21 protein-coding genes are annotated in these 20,342 nt (G+C 69.0%); 8 read left to right on the forward strand and 13 right to left on the reverse strand.

Annotation, left to right across the window (positions count from 1 at the left end; translation table 11 throughout):
* Nucleotides 1-8: 8 nt before the first annotated feature.
* Nucleotides 9-2,003: a DNA topoisomerase IV subunit B gene (locus NYO99_RS06330; RefSeq protein WP_268166243.1), complete on the reverse strand. Its 1,995-nt coding sequence runs from the start codon at nt 2,001-2,003 to the stop codon at nt 9-11.
* A gap of 77 nt (nt 2,004-2,080) precedes the next feature.
* On the opposite strand from NYO99_RS06330, the gene NYO99_RS06335 reads away from it, so the two are divergent.
* From NYO99_RS06335 to NYO99_RS06365, 7 genes are all read left to right on the forward strand, one after another.
* Nucleotides 2,081-3,493 carry an amidohydrolase family protein gene (locus NYO99_RS06335; protein ID WP_268166244.1) on the forward strand — a complete coding sequence of 471 codons (1,413 nt, stop codon included), beginning with the start codon at nt 2,081-2,083 and terminating at the stop codon, nt 3,491-3,493.
* A gap of 14 nt (nt 3,494-3,507) precedes the next feature.
* Complete coding sequence (locus tag NYO99_RS06340; protein ID WP_268166245.1) at nt 3,508-4,725, forward strand: MFS transporter; 1,218 nt, start codon at nt 3,508-3,510, stop codon at nt 4,723-4,725.
* Nucleotides 4,722-4,847: a hypothetical protein gene (locus NYO99_RS06345; protein WP_268166246.1), complete on the forward strand. Its 126-nt coding sequence runs from the start codon at nt 4,722-4,724 to the stop codon at nt 4,845-4,847. The genes NYO99_RS06340 and NYO99_RS06345 overlap by 4 nt, the downstream gene beginning before the upstream one ends.
* A complete protein-coding gene (locus tag NYO99_RS06350; protein ID WP_268166247.1) occupies nt 4,844-5,344 on the forward strand; it encodes a class I SAM-dependent methyltransferase in 501 nt (166 codons plus the stop codon). The genes NYO99_RS06345 and NYO99_RS06350 overlap by 4 nt, the downstream gene beginning before the upstream one ends.
* A 31-nt stretch (nt 5,345-5,375) precedes the next feature.
* Nucleotides 5,376-6,257 carry a 4-hydroxy-tetrahydrodipicolinate synthase gene (gene dapA / locus NYO99_RS06355; protein ID WP_268166248.1) on the forward strand — a complete coding sequence of 294 codons (882 nt, stop codon included), beginning with the start codon at nt 5,376-5,378 and terminating at the stop codon, nt 6,255-6,257.
* A gap of 66 nt (nt 6,258-6,323) precedes the next feature.
* Nucleotides 6,324-7,514: an outer membrane protein assembly factor BamC gene (bamC, locus tag NYO99_RS06360; protein ID WP_268166249.1), complete on the forward strand. Its 1,191-nt coding sequence runs from the start codon at nt 6,324-6,326 to the stop codon at nt 7,512-7,514.
* 25 nt (nt 7,515-7,539) lie between these two features.
* On the forward strand, nt 7,540-8,319 hold the full coding sequence (locus NYO99_RS06365) for an MBL fold metallo-hydrolase (protein WP_268166250.1): 780 nt from the start codon (nt 7,540-7,542) through the stop codon (nt 8,317-8,319).
* Between the two features lie 491 nt (nt 8,320-8,810).
* On the opposite strand, the gene NYO99_RS06370 is transcribed toward NYO99_RS06365, so the two are convergent.
* Both NYO99_RS06370 and NYO99_RS06375 read right to left on the reverse strand, forming a co-directional pair.
* Nucleotides 8,811-9,305, reverse strand: coding sequence for a hypothetical protein (locus NYO99_RS06370; RefSeq protein ID WP_268166251.1), 495 nt, complete (start codon nt 9,303-9,305; stop codon nt 8,811-8,813).
* Nucleotides 9,302-10,417: a JmjC domain-containing protein gene (locus NYO99_RS06375; protein ID WP_268166252.1), complete on the reverse strand. Its 1,116-nt coding sequence runs from the start codon at nt 10,415-10,417 to the stop codon at nt 9,302-9,304. The genes NYO99_RS06370 and NYO99_RS06375 overlap by 4 nt, the downstream gene beginning before the upstream one ends.
* Before the next feature lie 41 nt (nt 10,418-10,458).
* Here NYO99_RS06375 and NYO99_RS06380 point away from each other — a divergent pair, with 41 nt between their 5' ends.
* Nucleotides 10,459-10,977 carry an FKBP-type peptidyl-prolyl cis-trans isomerase gene (locus NYO99_RS06380; protein ID WP_268166254.1) on the forward strand — a complete coding sequence of 173 codons (519 nt, stop codon included), beginning with the start codon at nt 10,459-10,461 and terminating at the stop codon, nt 10,975-10,977.
* A 54-nt stretch (nt 10,978-11,031) separates the two neighbouring features.
* Here the strand turns inward: NYO99_RS06380 and dut are convergent, their stop codons facing one another.
* From dut to NYO99_RS06430, 10 genes are read right to left on the reverse strand one after another with little or no spacing between them, the layout of a single operon-like run.
* Nucleotides 11,032-11,481 carry a dUTP diphosphatase gene (dut, locus tag NYO99_RS06385; RefSeq protein ID WP_268166255.1) on the reverse strand — a complete coding sequence of 150 codons (450 nt, stop codon included), beginning with the start codon at nt 11,479-11,481 and terminating at the stop codon, nt 11,032-11,034.
* A complete protein-coding gene (gene coaBC / locus NYO99_RS06390; RefSeq protein WP_268166256.1) occupies nt 11,481-12,683 on the reverse strand; it encodes a bifunctional phosphopantothenoylcysteine decarboxylase/phosphopantothenate--cysteine ligase CoaBC in 1,203 nt (400 codons plus the stop codon). Before coaBC ends, dut begins: the two co-directional genes overlap by 1 nt.
* A complete protein-coding gene (gene trmB, locus NYO99_RS06395; protein WP_268166257.1) occupies nt 12,683-13,384 on the reverse strand; it encodes a tRNA (guanosine(46)-N7)-methyltransferase TrmB in 702 nt (233 codons plus the stop codon). The genes coaBC and trmB overlap by 1 nt, the downstream gene beginning before the upstream one ends.
* Nucleotides 13,384-14,694, reverse strand: a complete 1,311-nt coding sequence (gene deoA / locus NYO99_RS06400; protein WP_268166258.1) for a thymidine phosphorylase — start codon at nt 14,692-14,694, stop codon at nt 13,384-13,386. Before deoA ends, trmB begins: the two co-directional genes overlap by 1 nt.
* 9 nt (nt 14,695-14,703) lie before the next feature.
* Complete coding sequence (gene deoC / locus NYO99_RS06405) at nt 14,704-15,468, reverse strand: deoxyribose-phosphate aldolase (RefSeq protein WP_268166259.1); 765 nt, start codon at nt 15,466-15,468, stop codon at nt 14,704-14,706.
* Nucleotides 15,465-16,301, reverse strand: a complete 837-nt coding sequence (locus NYO99_RS06410) for a purine-nucleoside phosphorylase (protein WP_268166260.1) — start codon at nt 16,299-16,301, stop codon at nt 15,465-15,467. The genes deoC and NYO99_RS06410 overlap by 4 nt, the downstream gene beginning before the upstream one ends.
* Nucleotides 16,302-16,310: 9 nt before the next feature.
* A complete protein-coding gene (cdd, locus tag NYO99_RS06415; RefSeq protein ID WP_268166261.1) occupies nt 16,311-16,727 on the reverse strand; it encodes a cytidine deaminase in 417 nt (138 codons plus the stop codon).
* A complete protein-coding gene (locus tag NYO99_RS06420; RefSeq protein ID WP_268166262.1) occupies nt 16,727-17,701 on the reverse strand; it encodes an ABC transporter permease in 975 nt (324 codons plus the stop codon). Before NYO99_RS06420 ends, cdd begins: the two co-directional genes overlap by 1 nt.
* Nucleotides 17,701-18,804, reverse strand: coding sequence for an ABC transporter permease (locus NYO99_RS06425; RefSeq protein WP_268166263.1), 1,104 nt, complete (start codon nt 18,802-18,804; stop codon nt 17,701-17,703). The genes NYO99_RS06420 and NYO99_RS06425 overlap by 1 nt, the downstream gene beginning before the upstream one ends.
* Nucleotides 18,801-20,336 (reverse strand): ABC transporter ATP-binding protein, encoded by a 1,536-nt coding sequence (locus NYO99_RS06430; protein WP_268166264.1) that lies wholly within the window; start codon nt 20,334-20,336, stop codon nt 18,801-18,803. Before NYO99_RS06430 ends, NYO99_RS06425 begins: the two co-directional genes overlap by 4 nt.
* Between the last annotated feature and the right edge of the window lie 6 nt (nt 20,337-20,342).

Raw genomic sequence — 20,342 nt, forward strand, 5'->3', positions numbered from 1 at the left:
GCTGGCGATCAGATGTCGATCTCGACGGCGTCGCCATGCAACTCCATCAACTCGCGCCGCGACGCGGCCTCGCCCTTGCCCATCAGCTTGTTGAAGGCGTCCACCGTGGCGGCAAAGTCGAACTGGCCGTAGGCCACGCGCGACAGCCGGCGGGTCTCGGGGTTCAGCGTCGTGTCCCACAGCTGCTCGGCGTTCATCTCGCCCAGGCCCTTGAAGCGGCTGATGCTCCACGAACCCTCGCGGGCGCCTTCCTTGCGCAGCTTGTCCAGCGTCGCGGTCAGCTCGCCGTCGTCCAGCGCGTAGAGCTTGGCGGCCGGCTTCTTGCCGCGGGCTGGTGCGTCCACGCGGTACAGCGGCGGGCGGGCGACGAACACATGGCCGGTCTCGACCAGCTTGGGGAAGTGGCGGAAGAAGAGCGTGAGCAGCAGCACCTGGATGTGCGAGCCGTCGACGTCGGCGTCCGACAGGATGCAGACCTTGCCGTAGCGCAGGCCGGAGAGATCCGGCGAGTCGTTGGGGCCGTGGGGGTCCACGCCCAGCGCGACCGAGATGTCATGGATCTCGTTGTTCTTGAACAGCAGGTCGCGCTCGACCTCCCACGCGTTCAGCACCTTGCCGCGCAGCGGCAGGATGGCCTGCGTCTCCTTGTCGCGGCCCATCTTGGCGCTGCCGCCGGCGGAGTCGCCTTCCACCAGGAAGACCTCGTTCAAGGACAGGTCACGGCTTTCGCAATCGGTCAGCTTGCCGGGCAGCACGGCCACGCCGGATCCCTTGCGCTTCTCGACTTTCTGGCCGGCGCGCTGGCGCGTCTGCGCCTGCTTGATGACCAGCTCGGCCAGCTTCTTGCCGTGCTCGACATGCTGGTTCAGCCACAGCTCCAGCGCCGGCTTCACATAGGCCGACACCAGCCGCAGCGCGTCGCGCGAGTTCAGCCGCTCCTTGGTCTGGCCCTGGAACTGCGGGTCCAGCACCTTGGCGCTCAGCACGAAGCTGGCGCGCGAGAACACGTCGTCCGGCATCAGCTTCACGCCCTTGGGCAGCAGCGAGTGCATCTCGATGAAGCCCTTGACGGCGCCGAACAGGCCGTCCTTCAGCCCGGACTCGTGCGTGCCGCCGGCCACCGTCGGGATCAGGTTCACATAGCTCTCGCGCAGCGGCGCGCCGTCTTCCGTGAACGCCACACACCAGGAAGCGCCCTCGCCTTCGGCGAAGTTCTCGCTCTCGCCGGCGCCGGCAAAGCCCTCACCCTCGAACAGCGGGATCAGCGGGTCGCTGTTCATCGCCTGCGCCAGGTAGTCGCGCAGACCGGCCTTGTACTGCCAGGTCGTGACCTCGCCCGTCTTCTCGATCTTCAGCGTGACGATGACGCCCGGCATCAGCACGGCCTTGGACCGCAGCAGGTGCACCAGCTCGTGCCTGGGCAGCTCGGCGCTCTCGAAATACTTGGGGTCGGGCCAGACACGCACCGTCGTGCCCTGCTTGCGGTCGCCGCTCACCGCCGGGCGCGCGGCTACCGGCTGCACGACATCGCCATGCTCGAACGCGATGCCGGCCACCTGCTTGTCGCGCCACACGGCCACTTCCAGCCGCTTGGCCAGCGCGTTCGTCACGGACACGCCCACGCCGTGCAGGCCGCCCGAGAAGCTGTAGGCGCCGCCCGAGCCCTTGTCGAACTTGCCGCCGGCATGCAGCCGCGTGTAGACGATCTCGATGACCGGCACGCCTTCTTCAGGGTGCAGGCCGAACGGAATGCCGCGGCCGTCGTCGGCGACCGACACGGAGCCGTCGGCATGCAGCGTCAGGTCGATGCGCTTGCCGTGGCCGGCCAGCGCCTCGTCGGCGGCGTTGTCGATGACTTCCTGGATGCAATGCAGCGGGTTGTCGGTGCGGGTGTACATGCCCGGCCGCTGCTTGACGGGTTCCAGGCCTTTCAGAACACGGATGGAGGCTTCGCCGTAGGCGGCAGCGGCGTTGGCGGAAGTGGACGGGGGACGGCTGGACATAGGGGCGGGATTCTATGAAGTGGCTCGGGCTAGGATTCGCGGCTCCCTGAAGACCGAACTCCACCGAGTCCTGCCGCTTGAGACTGCTGATCGCTTCGCTATTGTTGTCGACCTGTATTTTTTCACAGGCTCAGACATCCCCCGCTCCCCAGCAGCCCTACCAGGCCAGCGCGCCGCTGTCCTGGGAGCTGAAGAACGCCCGCTGGTTTGACGGCCACAAGATCCAGAAGGGCAACCTCTACGTCGAGAACGGCGTGTTCACTGCCAAGAAGCCGCCCAAGGTCAACCGCAAGATGGACATGCGCGGCCAGGTACTGATCAATCCGCTGGCCGAGGCGCACAACCACAACCTGCAGACGGCCTGGGGCTGGGGCCAGTTCGCCGACACCTACATCGACCAAGGCGTGTTCTACGCCGCCATGCTGTGCGGCGACCCGGCCGGCGTGGCCGACGTGAAGCCGCTCACCGCCAGCCCAGCGGCGCCGGAGGTCAGCTTCGTCACCGCCTGCATCACCTCCAGCGACGGCTACCCGCTGGCCGCGGTGCTGCCCGAGCCGACCGCCGAGGCCGCGGCCGCGCAGCAGCAGATCGTCCTCGTCGACAGCCCCGAACAGGCCCGCCAGCAGTGGCCGGCCATCAAGGCCCGCGGCGGCCAGTGGCTGCGCCTGGTGCTGGCCCACAGCGAGCGCCCCGAGCTGCGCCAGCGGACCGAACACTTCGGCCGCCTGGGCCTGACGCCCGACACCGCCGCCACGCTGACCCAGCTGGCGCATGCCGACGGCCGCAAGGTCGTCGCCCACGTCGAGACGGCCGCTGATTTCGACGCCGCATTGGCTGCCGGCGTGGACGCCATCGCCCACCTGCCCGGCTACGCCAACATGCTGGATGAGGCGCCCGAGCAGTTCGCCCTCAGCGACGAGGCCGCTGCGCGCGCCGCGCGCCAGCGCACCGCCGTCATCACGACGACGGCCGCCACCGCCCTCTTCAAGCTCGACGGCGCCCCGCTGGCCGCATTGCGCGACGTACAGCGTGCCAACCTCGCGAAGCTGCAGGCGGCCGGCGTGCAATTGCTGATCGGGTCGGACGTCTTCATCGGCACCGCCCGCGCCGAGCTGCATGCGCTGGACGCGCTAGGCATGGACCGCGCCACGCTGCTGCGCCTGGCCACGCAGGACACGCCGCGCGCCCTCTTCCCCGGCCGCAAGCTGGGCTGCTTCGAACCCGGCTGCGAGGCCAGCTTCCTGGTACTGGGCGGCGACCCCATCGCCGACCTGGCCCAGGTCGACATGCCCCTACTGCGCGTCAAGCAGGGCCGGCTGCTGACGCGCCTGGCCGACGTGGCCGCGTCCAGCTCGCAGGCCAGCGCGTCGACGGCTGACGCGCCGAAGAAGGCCGCTGCCAAGAAAAAGGGCAGCAAGGCCAAGGCAAGCGCCAAGAGAGCCGCCGCCAAGCCCGCAGCCAAGGCCGCCAGCAAGGCCAAGCGGCGCTGAGTACAGTGCGGCAGATGAATGCTGCCCGCCCCGCCGCCCCTGGCCTGTCCGTTCACCAGGTGCTGCTGTGCGGCGCGCTGATCGTCACGCTCTCCATGGGCATACGCCATGGCTTCGGCTTCTGGCTGCAGCCCATCATCACGGAGCGGGGCTGGACGCGCGAGACCTTCTCCTTCGCGCTGGCCATCCAGAACATCGCCTGGGGCGTTGCCGGCCCCATCGCTGGCATGCTGGCCGACCGCTTCGGCGCCTGGAAGGTGCTGATCGGCGGCGGCATCGCGTACGCGCTGGGCCTGCTGGCCATGGCGCTGGCGACGGACCCGCTGGGCTTCACGCTGGGCGCCGGCGTGCTGATCGGCCTCGCGCAGTCGGGCTCCACCTACGCCGTCATCTACGGTGTGCTGGGCCGCACCGTGTCGCCCGAGAAGCGCTCCTGGGCCTTCGGCGTCGCGGCGGCAGCCGGCTCGTTCGGCCAGTTCGTCATGATCCCGCTCGAGACCTGGCTCATCAGCCACCTCGGCTGGCAGACCGCGCTGTTCCTGCTGGCCGGCACGGCACTGCTGATCGTGCCGCTGGCGCTGGGCATCCGCGAGCGCCACACCGTGGCCGCCTCGACCGGTCACCAGAGCATTGGCCAGGCGCTCAAGGAAGCCTTCGGCTACCGCAGCTTCCAGCTGCTGATGCTGGGCTATTTCGTCTGCGGCTTCCAGGTCGTCTTCATCGGCGTGCACCTGCCCAGCTACCTGAAGGACCACGGCCTCGGCATCGAGGTGTCCACCGGTGCGCTGATGCTGATTGGCCTGTTCAACATCTTCGGCACCTACACCGCCGGCATGCTGGGCCAGCGCTTCCCCAAGCGCTACCTGCTGTCGGCCATCTACGGCCTGCGCGCGGTGGCCATCGCCATCTTCATTGCCGCGCCGCTGACGCCGCTGAGCGTCTACGTCTTCGCTGCCGTCATTGGCTTCCTGTGGCTGTCCACGGTGCCGCCGACGAACGCGGTCGTCGCGCAGATCTTCGGCGCGCAGCACCTGTCCATGCTGGGCGGCTTCGTGTTCTTCAGCCACCAGATCGGCAGCTTCCTGGGCGTCTGGCTGGGCGGCAAGCTCTACGACACCACCGGCAGCTATGACGTCGTGTGGTGGCTGGCCATCGCGCTGGGCGTGATGGCCATGCTGGCCAACCTGCCGGTGCGCGAAACCGCCATCCGGCGCGGCGTGCAACCCGCATGAAGCCGCGCCGCTGGATCGTGCCGACCGTGATCGCCGCCGCACTGGCCGCAACGGTGCTCGCCTACCGCCACCCGGCGGTCATGATGCAGCTCAGCGAGCAGATCTGGACCTGCTTCGGATGACGCCGTCCGCCTGGCTGCAGCGCTTCGCTCCGTCCACGCCCGGCACCGCGCTGGACGTCGCCTGCGGCTCCGGGCGCAACCTGCGCTGGCTGGCCGCAGCCGGCTGGCAGGTCACCGGCGTCGACCGTGACACGGCCGCCACAGCGCCACTGCAAAGCCTTGCAAAGATCGTCGACGCCGACATCGAGAACGGCCCCTGGCCCGTCGACGGCCAGCAGTTCGATCTGGTCGTCGTTTGCAACTACCTGTGGCGGCCGCTGTTCGACACGATCAAGTCCGCCGTGAAGCCGGGCGGCTGCCTCGTCTGGGAAACCTTTGCCGACGGCCAGCAGACCATCGGCCGGCCGTCGCGCCCGGATTTCCTGCTGCAGCGGGGCGAACTGCTGCGCGTCTGCCATGACTGGCGCATCGTGGCTTACGAAGACCTGTTTGAAGCCGGCGTCAACGCGCGCTACGTCCAGCGCGTTGCGGCCATCCGGCCGTCGCCGACAGCCTAAAATCGCCCGAATTCCTCAAGACATTTCCACCATGAAGCCCATCCTCGGCAGCATCGTCGCCCTCGTCACGCCCATGAACGAGGACGGCAGCATCGACTACCCCGCCCTGCGCCGCCTGATCGACTGGCATGTCGAGTCCGGCACCGCCTGCGTCGGCGTCGTCGGCACCACCGGCGAGTCGCCGACGGTCAGCATGGAGGAGAACCGCGAAATCATCCGTGTCGCGGTCGAGCACGCCAAGGGCCGCATCCCCATCCTGGCCGGCACCGGCGCCAACTCCACGGCCGAGGCCATCGAGCTGAGCCGCTACGCGAAGGAAGTCGGCGCGGACTGCACGCTGTCCGTCGTGCCCTACTACAACAAGCCGTCGCAGGAAGGCATCTACCAGCACTTCAAGGCGATCGCCGAGGCGGTGGACATCCCCATGATGCTCTACAACGTGCCCGGCCGCACCGTTGCAGACATGCTGCCCGAGACCACGCTGCGCTGCGCCGAACTGCCCGGCGTGTTCGGCACCAAGGAAGCCACCGGCAACATCGAGCGCGCCGCCTTCCTCATCAAGCACGCGCCCAAGGGCTTCCACGTCTACTCGGGCGACGACGGCACCGCCGTGGCACTGATGCTGCTGGGTGGCCATGGCAACGTCAGCGTGACGGCCAACGTCGCGCCCGCCCAGATGGCCGAGATGTGCCGCTTGGCTATCGCCGGCAATGCCATCGAGGCGCGCAAGATCCACCTGCAGCTGCTGGGCCTGCACAAGCAGCTGTTCTGCGAACCCAGCCCCGGCCCGGCCAAATGGGCCCTGTCCCGCCTGGGCCGCTGCGGCAGCGCGCTGCGTCTGCCCATCACGCCGCTGACCGCGGCTGGCCAGGCCGCCGTCGGTCAGGCCATGGTCGAAGCCGGATTGCTCTGACGCCTCTGGTCTAATGCGCCGCTGCCCGCCAGACGCGGGCAACCAGTTCCCTCGGAGATCTCCAGCGTGACGTCCCTTTCCTCGATTTGCTCGCATCGCCCCACGGCGACCCGTCTGGCCTGCACGGCCCTCGTCCTGTCGCTCGCCGGCTGCAGCACCATCGACAGCATGTTCTCGTCGGACAAGGTCGACTACAAGACCTCCGCCCGCCAGACCCAGGGCCTGGACGTTCCGCCGGACCTGACCCAGCTCGCCAAGGACAACCGCGCCCAGGTGCAGGGCGGTGCCATCACCGCCTCGGCACTGACCGCCAACCGCCCCGCCGCCGCAGTGGCCGCAGGCACGCCCATGGCCGCCAACAGCGTGGCACCCAACAGCGCCGGTGACATCCGCCTGGAGCGCAGCGGCACCGAGCGCTGGCTGCACACCACGGCCACGCCGGAACAGGTCTGGCCGCAGCTGCGCGCCTTCTGGCAGGAGCGCGGCCTGGAGATCACCAAGGAGCAGCCGGAAGTCGGCGTCATGGAGACCAACTGGGCCGAGAACCGCGCCAAGCTCCCGCAGGACTTCATCCGCGCCACCATCGGCAGGGTCTTCGAAGGCCTGTACTCCACAGGCGAGCGCGACATGTACCGCACCCGCGTGGAGCGCGGTGCCAACGGCACGGACATCTTCATCAGCCACCGCGGCATGCAAGAGGTCTACACCAACTCCTCGCGCGACAGCACAGCGTGGCAGCCGCGCGCCAGCGACCCCTCGCTGGAAGCCGAGATGCTGTCGCGCCTGATGCTCAAGCTCGGCGGACAGGAAGCCGCCGCCAAGGCCGTGGTCGCTGCTGCCCCGGCGGCACCCGCCGCCAAGCCCGCCGCAGCACTGCCCACCGCCGGTGATGCAATGCGCCCGCGCCGCCCACTGTCCGAAGTGCCGGACAGCCTGACCGTCAACGACGGCTTCGACCGCGCCTGGCGCCGTGTTGGCCTGTCGCTGGACCGTCACGGCTTCACCATCGAAGACCGCGACCGCGCGGCCGGCCTGTTCTACCTGCGCTACGCCGACCCCGAGAAGGCGGGCCAGGACGAACCCAACTTCTTCCAGCGCCTGTTCGGCGCCAAGGCCCTCACGCCCACGCGCTACCGCGTGTCGGTCAAGGCCGACGGCGTGAAGAGCACGGTGCGCATGCTCGACGAGCGCAGCCAGCCCATCACCGACGACAACGCCAAGCGCATCCTGTCGCTGTTGATGGACGACCTCAAGTAAGGTCCCCTCGACAGAAGCGGCTGCCATGCGGTTTCGCAACCTGGGCAGCGGCAGCGGCGGCAACTCGACGCTGGTCGAGGCCAGCCAGGGCATCACGACCACCCGCGTCCTCGTCGACGCGGGCTTCAGCGAGCGCGAGCTGGCGCGCCGCCTGGGGATGGCGGGCTGTACGGCAGCCGACATCGATGCCATCTTCATCACGCACGAGCATGGCGACCATGTCGGCCGCTCGGTGGCGTTCGCGCGTCGGCACCGCATCCCGCTGATCACCAGCCGCGGCACCTGGCGCGCCATCGGCAGTGACGATTTCGACGCCAGCCTGCTCTGCCTGGCGCGGCACGGCGAGCCCATCGCACTCGGTGACCTGCAACTACAGCCCTTCACCGTGCCGCACGACGCGCAGGAGCCGCTGCAGCTGTGCCTGAGCGACGGCGCTCACCGGCTGGGCATCGTGACCGACCTGGGCTGCGCACCTGACAGCGTCGTGCAACAGCTGGCCGGCTGCCACGCGCTGCTGCTGGAGTGCAACCACGACGAAGCCCTGCTGCGCGCGGGCCCCTACCCGGCCTCACTGCAGCGGCGCATCCTGGGGACCCACGGCCACCTGTCCAACAGCGCTGCCGCCGAGCTGCTGGCGCGCTGCCAGCACCCTGCACTTGGCGCCGTCGTCGCCGCCCACCTCAGCGAGAGGAATAACGCGCCCACACTCGTGCGCGAGGTCCTGGCGGCCACACTGGACTGCACGCCGAACGAAGTGCGAATCGCCGACCCGGCATTGGGATTTGACTGGGTCGCCCTCGGCTGACGAGGAACGCAAAGTTTTGTAATTCAGCCAGCCATTGCTGGATTGGCACCACAGCGCCGCCTCAACAATGAAAAAAGCCGTCGCTGCTTGCGCAGCGACGGCTCTTTCCGAGCGGACGAAGTGATTACTTCGAAGCGGCGGACGCAGCGGCGTCGGCAGCAGCCGAAGCACCAGCGTCAGCGGCGCTGGCGGCAGCCGAAGCGGCTTCCGAAGCAGCAGCGGCCGGGGCGGTCACGGCGGGAGCTTCAACCTTGGGCTCTTCAGCCTTCTTGCTGCAAGCGGTCAGGGCAGCAACGGCAACCAGGGAAGCCAGCAGGATCGACTTATTCATTACTTGTCCTCAAACGTTTAAACGACGGTGCACACCATAATTTTGGGGCCGTGCGTCAGTGTTTCATCACCAACTGCCGACCCCGCAGAACAAGACGCGGAAAACCTCGAGCGCTTCCCTCGCCTAGCCCGCGATTATAGGGGCTCCTTGCACCAAGCTTTCATAACCCCAAAGTTGTTGGCGCAAATGATTCGCAGGAACGTTGTGCCGCGGCATCAAACCAGTCCAGCCAACGGCGGCGCTGGCCGACCTCCAGGCTCAGCTCGCCACGCCAGAGGTGCCGGTCGAGCAGGCGCAGGCTAAGTGCTGCATCGGCCGACGCCGCCAGCAGCAGACTCTCCGGCGCACCTTCCAGCTTCAGCTCGGGCTCCACCATGCGCGCGGTCACGCAATGCGCGAAGTCACGCCGCCAGCGCACAAACCTCGGGTGCTGGCGCACGATGTCGTCGTACTGCAAGGCCAGCAGATGCAGTTGTCGCCCTTGCCGCGCCCATGCGGTCAGCGCAGCCAGCACGTTTGCATCCGACCACGGCCAGTCCACAAAGCTGGCATCCCAGGCATGCAACGACTGGCAACCCTGACCAGCCGCCCAGACCAGGGCCTCGGCGCTCAGCTGGCTGAAGGCCGCCCGACCGGTGAATGTCTGCGGCGTCACGCAGGCAGCGGCTGCACCCAGCCGTCCTCGGTCCACTGATCCAGCAGTTCGCGCGCCTCCGGGGACAGGCGCTGGACTTCAGCCGCCGTCAGCTGGCGCACATCTGCGAGGCGACGCATGAGTGCGGCGTCACGCCCACCAGCCCGAAAGCTCTCGCCGTTGATGAACACCTGGCTGGTGTCATAGAGCATGCGGCTGCGGCGGTCCAGCACCGCGCCCAGCCCCGGCGGCAGCACGTCGCCCGGCTCGAACCAGACATTGGCCTTGGGCTCGGTGAGCGCCTCTCCAAGCGCGCGCTCCAGCGCCAGCGGCTTGTTCAGCGCCAACTCGGCCGCGCGGCGGGCGAAGTCCAGCAGGGCCGTGGGCACGCGCGCGGGTTCGGTGGTGGCCTCCTGGCGCGGGTCGGCATAGAGCTTGCTGGCGCCGTCGATGTCATCCAGCAGGCGGGGCAGCAGCTCGGCCGCCAGCCCCTCGGCGGTTGAGGCACGAAAGCCCACGGACGCGGTCATGCAGCCCGGGCCCACCGCCACACCATCGTGGGCCCAGCCCGGCGGCAGATAGAGCATGTCGCCCGGCTCCAGCACGAACTCCTGCTCCGGCGCGAAGTTGGCGATGATCTTCAGCGGCACGTCGTCGCGCAGCACGGCGTCCTTCTGCGCCGCGATGCGCCAGCGGCGCTGGCCAGCAAGTTGGATGAGGAACACGTCGTAGGAGTCGAAGTGCGGCCCGACGCCGCCTCCGTCGCTGGCGACGGACACCATCAGATCGTCCAGCCGCGCATCCGGCGCGAAGCGGAACTGTTCCAGCAGCGCGCGCGCCGCGTCCAGGTGCTGGTCCAGCCCCTGCACCAGCAGCGTCCAGCCGGGTTTGCTCATGGCCGGCAGCCGCGCGATGGGGCCATGCTTGAGCTTCCAGTCGCCGTCAAACGCCGTGACGAGGCGGGACTCGACATCGTCGCGCGCCGCCAGTGCGGCCAGTTGCTTCAGGGACGCCGGCGGCTGTGCATCGGCGAAGGCCTGTCGCACCAGCAAGGGCTTCTTCTGCCAATGCTTGCGCATGAACTGGGCCGGGCTCAGGCCGGCGAGCATGGGGGTGGGGAGATCGATCTGCATGCGGACATTGTGCCGAGAGGGGCTGTGGGAAAATTGATCTCATGCAAGTGACCCGCCCCTGTGTCGTCTCCCTGCGTTGGAGACTCGAAGATGCCCAGGGCCAGCTCATCGACGAGTTGGCCGAACCGATGGAGTTCCTGGTGGGAGGTGACGACCTCTTCGCCAAGGTGGAGACGGCCCTTGACGGCCAGCAGGCCGGTTTCGAGACCGACCTCGCGCTGCAGCCCGAGGAGGCCTTCGGCGACTATGACTCGGCGCTCGTGTGCTTCGAGGCGCGCGGCCTGTTCCCCGAGGATGTACAGCCCGGCATGCAGTTCGAAGGCCTGCCCGACGGCGCCGCGACCGAAGGCATGCCCGAGGCTATCTACACGGTGACCGAGGTCTACCCCGAGCATGTGGTGCTGGACGGCAACCACCCGCTGGCCGGCATCGGCCTGCGCATGCACCTGGCGCTGCTGGACGTGCGCGAGGCCACCGAGCAGGAAGTGACGGCCGGCTCTGTCGGCGAGCCCATCTTCATGGTGCAGACCGGCGCGCCGCCGGACGAGCCGCTGCACTGAGGCCCCACACCGGCCAGAAACAGCAAGGGCGCCCTGGAGGCGCCCTTTTTGTCGTCAGGCCTTGCCGGTAGACCCGAAGCCGCCGGCACCCCGGGCCGTGGCATCGAAGCTGTCGACACGCCGGAAGGTCGCCTGCACCACCGGCACGATGACCAGCTGCGCGATGCGCTCGAAGGGCTGGATGGTGAATTCAGTCTGGCCGCGGTTCCAGCAGCTGACCATCAGCTGGCCCTGGTAGTCGCTGTCGATCAAGCCCACGAGGTTGCCCAGCACGATGCCGTGTTTGTGGCCCAGGCCCGAGCGCGGCAGGATGAGGGCGGCCAGGCCCGGATCGGCGATGTGGATGGCCAGGCCCGTGGGGATCAGCATCGTCTGGCCCGGGGCCAGCGTGATGGCGGCGTCCAGGCAGGCACGCAGGTCCAGGCCGGCGCTGCCGGGCGTGGCGTGCGCGGGAATCTGCTCGGCCATGCGGGCGTCGAGCACTTGCAGGTCAATCGCGTGCATCAGAGTCTTTTCGAAAGTTCGGCGATCAGCTCGCGGGCGAGACTGAGCTTGTCGTTGCGCGGCAGCTCGCGCTGGCCGTGCTCGTCGATGAGCAGCAGCGCGTTGTCATCGCGGCCGAAGGTGGCGGGGCCGAGATTGGCGACGATGAGCGGGATGCCCTTGCGGCGACGCTTGGCCTCGGCATGTTCGGCGAGCTTCTCGCTCTCGGCGGCAAAGCCAACGCAGTAAGGCGGCTGGGGCAGCCTGGCGACGGCGGCCAGGATGTCCGGGTTGTCGGTCATCGCGATGGTGGGCGCCGTCGCGCCGCCCTCGACCTTCTTCATCTTGTGCTCGTGCGTCTGCGCCGGGCGCCAGTCAGCCACAGCCGCGCTGGCAATGAAGGCGTGCTGCTGTGCCGCCAGCGGCAGCACGGCATCAAACATCTGCTGCGCCGACTGCACATTGATGCGCTGCACGCCACGCGGCGTCGGCAGGTGCACGGGGCCAGCCACCAGCGTGACCTCGGCACCGGCCTCCGCCGCCGCGCGCGCGATGGCGAAACCCATCTTGCCGCTGCTGTGGTTGGTGATGCCGCGCACCGGATCGATGGGCTCGAAGGTCGGGCCGGCAGTGATGAGCAGCTTCTTGCCGCGCAGGGATTTCGGCGCGAGGAAGGCCTCGACGTCGTCGAAGATCTCCTGCGCCTCCAGCATGCGGCCGTCACCGATCTCGCCGCAGGCCTGGTCGCCACTGGCCGGGCCGATGACGGTGGCGCCGTCAGCGGTGATCTGCGCCACGTTGCGCTGCGTGGCCGGGTGAGCCCACATCTCGCGGTTCATCGCCGGCACGACGAGCAGCGGACATTCATGGATGCGGCGGGCAAGTGCGGTCAGGCAGATGAGGTCGTCCGCCCTGCCCTGCGCCAACGCGGCGATGGCATCGGCGCTGGCGGGCGCCACCAGCATCAGGTCGGCCTCGCGGCTCAGGTTGATGTGGGCCATGTTGTTGTCGGGCCGCGCGTCCCACTGCGAGGTGTAAACGGGGCGGCCGGACAGTGCCTGCATCGTCACCGCCGTGATGAAGGCCTCGGCGCCCTCGGTCATCATGACCTGCACGGTCGCGCCGCCCTTCACGAACAGGCGCGTCAACTCGGCGACCTTGTAGCCGGCGATGCCACCGGTCATCGCGAGCAGGATGTGTTTGCCGTCCAGGGGACTCGTCATCACTGCTTCCTGAACACCAGGTCCCACACGCCGTGGCCCAGCTTGATGCCGCGGTTCTCGAACTTGGTCAGCGGCCGGTAGGCGGGCTTGTCGGCATAGCCGGCCGCCGTGTTCTGGAGGGCCGGCTCGGCGGACAGCACTTCCAGCATCTGCTCGGCGTAAGGCTGCCAGTCGGTCGCGCAATGCAGGTAGCCGCCGGGCTTGATGTGCTTCACCAGATTGGCCACGAACGGCGCCTGGATCAGGCGGCGCTTGTTGTGGCGCTTCTTGTGCCAGGGATCGGGGAAGAAGATGTGCACGCCGTCCAGCGCGGCTTCGCCGATCATGTCGCGCAGCACCTCCACCGCGTCGTGCTGGACGATGCGGATGTTGCCGATGTCGCGTTCGCCAATCAGCTTGAGCAAGGCACCGACGCCGGGCTCGTGGACCTCGCAACCGATGAAGTCATGGTCGGGCAGCGTCTGCGCAATGTCGGCCGTCGCCGCCCCCATGCCGAAGCCGATCTCCAGCACCAGCGGCGCGCTGCGGCCGAAGGTCGCGGCGGTGTCAAGCCGCTCGACCTTGTAGGGCAGCACGAACTTCGGGCCGAGTTCGGCCAGCGCCTTGATCTGGCCCGTGCCCATGCGGCCGGGCCGCGTGACGAAGCTCTTGATCGGGCGGTGCAGCGGGTTCTGCGGTGGGTTGTCGTTCTGTTCGTCCATCAGCCGATTGTCGCCATGACCATGGGCGCGGCGGCCACATCGGCATCGCCCAGCGCCACGGCGGCCAGGTAGGACGCGATCGCGCGGTCGGCCGCAGCCTCGTCGGCGGCATGGATCAGCGCCAGCGGTTCGCCGGCCGCGACGCGCGTACCGATGGGCTGGACGGCCGAGAAGCCGACGCGCATGTCGATGGCATCACCCGCCTGGCGGCGGCCGCCGCCCAGCTCGACGATGGCCACGCCGAGGTCGCGTGTAGCCATCGCCGTGATGACACCGGCACGCTGCGCCTTCACGGCCTTCACCACCGGCGCGGCAGCCAGGTAGGCCTCCGGGCGCTCCATCAGATCAGCCGGGCCGCCCAGGGCCGTCACCATCTGGGCGAACTTCTCGGCAGCGGCGCCGGAGTCCAGCGCGGCCTGCAGCTTCACGCGGGCAGCAGCCGTGTCCGGGGCCAGCTTGCCCAGCACCAGCATCTCGGCGCACAGCGCCAGCGTCACCTCGTGCAGACGCGGCTCGCGGTGCTCGCCACTCAGGTAGCGGATGGTCTCCCACACCTCCAGCGCGTTGCCGACATCGGTGCCCAGGATCTGGTTCATGTCGGTGATCAACGCGCGCGTCTTCAGGCCCGCACCGCCGGCCACCGCCACGATGCTCTCGGCCAGCTCCTGCGCGAAGGCGGGTGTGGACGCGAACGCGCCGTTGCCGCACTTGATGTCCATCGCCAGGCATTCCAGGCCGGCCGCCAGCTTCTTGGACAGGATGGACGCCGTGATCAGCGGCACGCTCTCGACCGTGGCCGTCACGTCACGCGTGGCGTAGAAGCGCTTGTCGGCGGGCGCCAGGTCGGCCGTCTGGCCGATGATGGCGCAGCCCAGCGAGCGCACGAGCTGGTCGAAGCGCGCCGGGTCGGGCGTGGTCGTGTAGCCGGGGATGGCTTCGAGCTTGTCCACCGTGCCGCCGGTGTGGCCCAGACCACGCCCGGCAATCATGGGCACATAGCCGCCGCAGGCCGCCACCATGGGCGCCAGCATCAAGCTCACCTTGTCGCCCACGCCGCCGCTGCTGTGCTTGTCCAGCACTGGGCCGGGCATGTCGGGCCAGCGCATGACGCGGCCGGAATTCATCATCGCGCGCGTCAGCAGCACGGCTTCGTCACGGCCCATGCCCTTGAGGAACACGGCCATGCCCAGCGCAGCGACCTGGCCTTCGCTCCAGGAGTTGTCGACGAGGCCACGGACGAAATGGTTGATTTGCGCTTCGTTCAGCGCCTGGCCGTCGCGCTTGGTGCGGATGATTTCTTGGGCAAGCATGGGAGGAGTTCAGTAAGCCGCCTGGGTGGCGGTGGAGGCCGCGCCGGCAAGCACGGCCTCGATGTCGGTCAGCAGGCCGCTGGCGCCGAAACGCAGGCGCTGCGGGTTCAACGCGGCAGCGCCGAGCGCGGCTTCGGCCTGGGCGATGTAGCCGGCGGCGTCGGCCACCGAGCGCACGCCGCCCGAAGCCTTGAAGCCGGCCGACGGCAGGCCGCTGGCCTGGATTTCCTTCAGCATCACGGCGGCCGCGGCCGCCGTGGCGCCGGTAGCGGTCTTGCCGGTGCTGGTCTTGACGAAGTCAGCCCCGGCCGCCAGCGCCAGGCGCGTGGCCTGGGCGATGCGCTCGGGCGTGGCCAGTTCGCCGGATTCGATGATGACCTTCAGCGTCAGCGGGCGCGACGCGAAGCGGACTTCTGACAGGAACTCGGCGACCTCGGTGGACTGCCCGGCCTGCAGGGCGCGCCAGGGCAGCACGACGTCGACCTCATCACCGCCGGCCTGCGCGATGGCGGCCACGTCGGCTAGGGCGCGCGGCACATCCAGCGCGCCGTCGGGGAAGTTGGCCACGGCAGCCACCTTGATGGTGGCCGGCAACGCCGCGCGCGCCTGCGCCACGAAGCGCGGCCACACGCAGACAGCGGCGACCGGGCCGTGCGCGGTCTGCGCGCGGCGGCACAGCGCGTCGATGTCCGCGACGGTGTCGCCGTCATTCAGACTGGTGAGGTCCAGACAGGCCAGCGCCGTGCGGGCCGCCGCCTTCAGGTCCTGGCTCACAGCGCCACGCCCTTCAGGCTGGCCACCAGCGCGGCCAGGAAGGCCGACGCGCGCTCGCCGGAGGCCTGGGCCTGCTTCAGGGTCAGGTCGTGCGTCAACGCCTCGGCGGACAGGCCGGCGGCCATGTTGGTCATCAGCGCGATGCCCATCACCTTCAGGCCGGCATGGCGGGCCAGGATGGTCTCGGGCACGGTGCTCATGCCCACGGCGTCGGCGCCCCAGGCGGCGAACATGCGGATCTCGGCCGGGGTCTCGAACTGCGGGCCGAGCGCCCAGCAGTAGGTGCCCTCGCCCAGCATCAGGTTCTCGCGCTTGGCCAGCGCCAACGCGTGCTTGCGCAGCTCGCCGTCGTAGGCGTTGACCATGTCGACGAAGCGGTGGCTGCCCTGCTCGCCGACGAGCGGGCTGCGCTGCGGCGCGTTGATGTGGTCGGCGATCAGCATCAGGCTGCCCGGCGGCATGTGGCCGCGCAGCGAGCCGGAGGCGTTGGTCTGCACCAGCAGCTTGACGCCCCAGCGCTTCAGCGTGCGCAGCGCGCCGGCCATGCCGGTGCACTCACCGCTCTCGTAGGTGTGGGCGCGGCCGCGCAGGAAGATGACACGCTGCTCGCCGATCTGGCCGACGACGATCTCGTTGACGTGACCTTCCACCTTGGGCTGCGGGAAGGCGGGCAGCTCGGTGTAAGGCAGGTTCTTGCCGTCCTGCACATGGCTGACGGCGCCGGCCCAGCCAGAGCCCAGCACCACGGCGACTTCCGGCGCGCTGCCGAACAGGGATTGCAGCTTGTCGACGCTCGCGCTGATGGCGACGTCGAGGGTCTTGTTGTCGATCATGGGGGAACCTCAGAAATTCAAGTGGGATGGCCCGAAGCTGTGGGGCAGCAGTTCGGCCAGGGTCCAGCGTTGGCGGATGCCGCCAGGATCGCCGGCAATGATGACCAGCTCGTCGGGCTCGGAGAACTCCCGGAGCTTCTGGCGGCAGCCGCCGCAGGGCGTGATGATGTCCGGGCCGGGGCCCGTCACCAGCGCCGCCACGGCGCGCTTGCCGCCGGCCATGAGCATGGCCGTCAGCGCCGAGGGTTCGGCGCACCAGCCCTGCGGGTAGGACGCGTTCTCCACGTTGGCACCGATGTGGATGCGGCCCTGCTCGTCCAGCAGCGCGACGCCGACCTGGTACTTGGAATAAGGCGCATGCGCAAAGCTGCGCGCACGCAGCGACTCTGCCAGCAGGCGATCCAGCAGATCCTGGGACAGGTCCATCAGCGCTCCTTCACGTAGGGCCGGCCCAGCGCCTTGGGCGCGATGGCGGAGCCGATGAAGCCGGCCAGCAGCACGACGGTCAGGAGGTAGGGCAGCGCCTGGATGAGCTGCACCGGCACCTCGCCACCGCCCAATCCAGCGGGCAACTGCACACCCTGCATGCGGATGGCCACCGCGTCCAGGAAGCCGAACAGCAGGCAGGCGCCCATCGTCGGCAGCGGCTTCCACTTGCCGAAGATCATCGCAGCCAGCGCAATGAAGCCGCGGCCGGCGGTCATGTTGGGCGAGAAAGACGCGTTTTGCGCAAGCGTCAGGTAGGCACCGGCCAGGCCGCACAGCACGCCGTTCATCAGCAGCGCCTGGTAGCGCAGCCCCTGCACGGACAGGCCTGCAGCCTCCACCATGGCCGGGTTCTCGCCCACGGCGCGCAGGCGCAGGCCCGGGCGCGTGCGCTCCAGGAAGAACCACACGGCCAGCACCATCAGGAAGGCCACATAGACCAGCCCGTTGTGGCTCAGCAGGCCATGGCCCAGCACCGATGCGATCCAGTCACCCGCCTGCGGCTCGGCAAAGGCCGGCGCGAGCGCCGTCAGGCGCACATCGGGCGTGATGGGCGGCGTCTGGCCGCCCTGCTGGAACCAGGCGATGCCCAGCACCACGGTCAGCCCGGCCGCCACCATGTTGAGCGCCACACCGGAGACGACCTGGTCGCCCCGGTTGGACACGCAGGCGAAGCCATGCACGAGTGAGGCCGAACAGGCCACCACCATGGCCGCCAGCAGCCCGAAGGCGGCCGACTGCGTCACCGACGCCGTGGCAGCCGCCGCAAACGCGGCGAACAGCATCTTGCCTTCCAGCCCGAGGTCAACCACGCCAGCCCGCTCGGACAGCACGCCAGCCATCGCGCACAGCAGCAGCGGCGCACTGACGCGCAACGTGGAGGCCAGCACCGAGGCGATCAGCACTTCATCCATCAGCGGCCTCCCTTCACGGCGGCGTAGACACGCGCGAACAGCGGCGCGCTCACGGTGGCCATCGCGCCTGAGAACAGCACGATCAGGCCTTGCGCCGTGACCACCATCTCGCGGCTGAAGCCCTGCAGTTCGAAGCTCACCTCGACGCCGCCCTGGTACAGCACCCCGAACAGCAGCGACGCCAGCACGATGCCCACGGGGTGGTTGCGGCCCATCAGCGACACGGCGATGCCGGTGAAGCCGGCGCCGGCGACGAAGTCCAGCGTCAGCTTGCCCTGCACACCGGAGATCTCGTTGACGCCCACCATGCCGGCCAGCGCACCGGAGATCGCCATGGCCAGCATGACCTGCGCACGCGGCGCAATGCCGGCGTAGTGCGCGGCGCGCGGCGCGCTGCCCACGGCCCGCACGGCGTAGCCCGCCGCGCTCTTCCACAGGAACCAGCCGACGGCCACGCAGGCCAGCAGCGCAATCAAGAGGCTGAGGTTCAGCGGCGAGGACGGCATCTCCACGCCGAAGGCCGCCGCGATCTGGTGCAGCCCCGGCATGCGCGCAGCCTCGGCGAACTCGGCAGACTCCACCGCCATGCTGCCGGCCGGCCGCAGCCAGTTGACGAGCAGGTAGCCATTCAGCCCGGCCGCCAGGAAATTGAACATGATGGTCGTGATGACGACATGGCTGCCCCGCCAGGCCTGCAGGTAGGCCGGCACGGCCGCCCACAGCATGCCGAACAGCGCGGCCGCCAGCACCAGCAGCGGCAGCATGACGACGGCCGGCAGCGACGCGCCCAGCCACAGCGCCAGCAGCGCCACGCCCACACCGCCCAGCGTGGCCTGGCCCTCACCACCGATGTTGAACAGGCCGGCATGGATGGCCACCGCCACGGCCAAGCCGGTGAAGATGAACGTGGTGGCGTAGTACAGCGAATAGCCCAGGCCGCGGGCGCTGCCCAGCGCGCCGTTCAGCAGCACGGTGAGCGCCTGCCAGGGGCTGTGGCCGATGACCATGACGACAAGGCCGGCCACGGCCAGCGCGACGGCGAGGTTCCACAGCGGCAACAGGCCGATGTCGATCCAGCGAGGAAGTTGAAGCGGTTGGCTCATGCAGCAGCTCGTTCTTCTTGTGCGGCCATCAGCAGGCCCAGACGCTTTTCATCGCAATCCTCGATGGCGAGTTCGCCGGTGATGCGCCCGCCGTTCATGACGACCACGCGGTCGGCCAGCGCCAGGATCTCGTCCAGCTCGCTGCTGACCAGCAGCACCGCACAACCCGCCTCGCGCAGTGCGCGCAGCTGGTTGTGGATGAATTCGATGGCGCCGATGTCCACGCCGCGCGTGGGCTGCCCGACCAGCAGCACGGTGGGCTGCTCGCCGATCTCGCGGGCGAGGATCAGCTTCTGCTGGTTGCCGCCGGAGAACTTGGACGAGCCCAGGTGCTCGTCGCGCGGGCGCACGTCGAAGCGCTCCTGCATCTCGCGGGTAGCAGCCTGCATGGCGGCATGGTTCATGGCCAGGCCGCGGCGGTACTTGGGCAGGCCGTGATAGCCCAGCACGGCGGACTCCCAGGCCGGGAAGTTCATCACCAGGCCGACGGCGTGCCGGTCCTCCGGCACATGCGCCAGCCGCAGCGGTCGGGCCTGCGCGGTGTCCAGCCACGCCTCGGGCGTGAAGCGGCGGCCACCAAGTTCCAGCTGCCCCCCCTCGGGAGCGCGCAGGCCGCTCAGCACCTCCAGCAATTCGCTCTGGCCATTGCCCGACACGCCGGCCACGCCGACGATCTCGCCGGCCTTGAGCGTGAGGCTCACCTCACGCAGCGCCGGCACGCCATTGGCATGCTTCAGACTCAGGCCGCTGGCCTGCAGGCGCACCTCGCCAGCCCGCTGCTGCAACCCATCGGGGCGGCCCAGCGTGACCTTGCGGCCCACCATGCTCTCGGCCAGCGCCTCTTCGCTCCAGTCGGCGATGGGACGCGTCTCGACCACCTGGCCGGCGCGCATCACCGTCACGGCACTGCACAGGCTCATCACCTCGCGCAGCTTGTGCGTGATGAGAATCAGCGTCGTGCCGCGCTGCTGCAGCTTGCGCAGCGTGACGAAGAGCTGGTCGGTCTCCTGCGGCGTCAGCACGGCAGTGGGCTCGTCCAGGATCAGCACCTTGGCGCCGCGGTACAGCGCCTTCAGGATCTCAAGCCGCTGCAGCTCGCCCACGGGCAGGTCGGCCACCAGCGCATCCAGCTGCACCTGCAGGCCGGTCTCGGCCATCAGCGCCTCCAGCCGGGCGCGCACCCGCGCCTTGGACGCCCCGAGGAAGAAGCCTCCCTCGGCGCCCAGCATGATGTTCTCCAGGCAGCTCAGCGTGTCCACCAGCATGAAGTGCTGGTGGACCATGCCGATGCCCAGCGCCATGGCTTGCTGGGAGTTGGCGATCTGCACGGCACGGCCGGCGATCTCGATGCTGCCGGCATCGGCCTGGTAATAGCCATACAGGATGGCCATCAACGTGCTCTTGCCGGCGCCGTTCTCACCGACGAGGCCATGCACACTGCCCGCGGCGATGTCGAACGACACCTCGCGGTTGGCCTGCACGGCGCCGAAGCGCTTGGAGATGCCCTGAAGGCGGACTGCGGGCGTACCCACGCTGCC

The organism is Roseateles hydrophilus, assembly GCF_026712245.1.
Lineage (GTDB): Bacteria > Pseudomonadota > Gammaproteobacteria > Burkholderiales > Burkholderiaceae_C > Pelomonas > Pelomonas hydrophilus.

Excerpts from the sequence above, each read along its gene's own strand:
- NYO99_RS06330 (WP_268166243.1), bottom strand. The coding sequence starts at position 2,003 with ATGTCCAGCCGTCCCCCGTCCACTTCCGCCAACGCCGCTGCCGCCTAC.
- NYO99_RS06365 (WP_268166250.1), top strand. The coding sequence starts at position 7,540 with ATGCGGTTTCGCAACCTGGGCAGCGGCAGCGGCGGCAACTCGACGCTG.
- NYO99_RS06425 (WP_268166263.1), bottom strand. The coding sequence starts at position 18,804 with ATGAGCCAACCGCTTCAACTTCCTCGCTGGATCGACATCGGCCTGTTG.
- NYO99_RS06345 (WP_268166246.1), top strand. The coding sequence starts at position 4,722 with ATGAAGCCGCGCCGCTGGATCGTGCCGACCGTGATCGCCGCCGCACTG.
- NYO99_RS06350 (WP_268166247.1), top strand. The coding sequence starts at position 4,844 with ATGACGCCGTCCGCCTGGCTGCAGCGCTTCGCTCCGTCCACGCCCGGC.
- dut (WP_268166255.1), bottom strand. The coding sequence starts at position 11,481 with ATGCACGCGATTGACCTGCAAGTGCTCGACGCCCGCATGGCCGAGCAG.
- coaBC (WP_268166256.1), bottom strand. The coding sequence starts at position 12,683 with ATGACGAGTCCCCTGGACGGCAAACACATCCTGCTCGCGATGACCGGT.
- trmB (WP_268166257.1), bottom strand. The coding sequence starts at position 13,384 with ATGGACGAACAGAACGACAACCCACCGCAGAACCCGCTGCACCGCCCG.
- NYO99_RS06410 (WP_268166260.1), bottom strand. The coding sequence starts at position 16,301 with ATGATCGACAACAAGACCCTCGACGTCGCCATCAGCGCGAGCGTCGAC.
- deoA (WP_268166258.1), bottom strand. The coding sequence starts at position 14,694 with ATGCTTGCCCAAGAAATCATCCGCACCAAGCGCGACGGCCAGGCGCTG.
- NYO99_RS06375 (WP_268166252.1), bottom strand. The coding sequence starts at position 10,417 with ATGCAGATCGATCTCCCCACCCCCATGCTCGCCGGCCTGAGCCCGGCC.
- NYO99_RS06340 (WP_268166245.1), top strand. The coding sequence starts at position 3,508 with ATGAATGCTGCCCGCCCCGCCGCCCCTGGCCTGTCCGTTCACCAGGTG.
- NYO99_RS06420 (WP_268166262.1), bottom strand. The coding sequence starts at position 17,701 with ATGGATGAAGTGCTGATCGCCTCGGTGCTGGCCTCCACGTTGCGCGTC.
- NYO99_RS06380 (WP_268166254.1), top strand. The coding sequence starts at position 10,459 with ATGCAAGTGACCCGCCCCTGTGTCGTCTCCCTGCGTTGGAGACTCGAA.
- cdd (WP_268166261.1), bottom strand. The coding sequence starts at position 16,727 with ATGGACCTGTCCCAGGATCTGCTGGATCGCCTGCTGGCAGAGTCGCTG.
- dapA (WP_268166248.1), top strand. The coding sequence starts at position 5,376 with ATGAAGCCCATCCTCGGCAGCATCGTCGCCCTCGTCACGCCCATGAAC.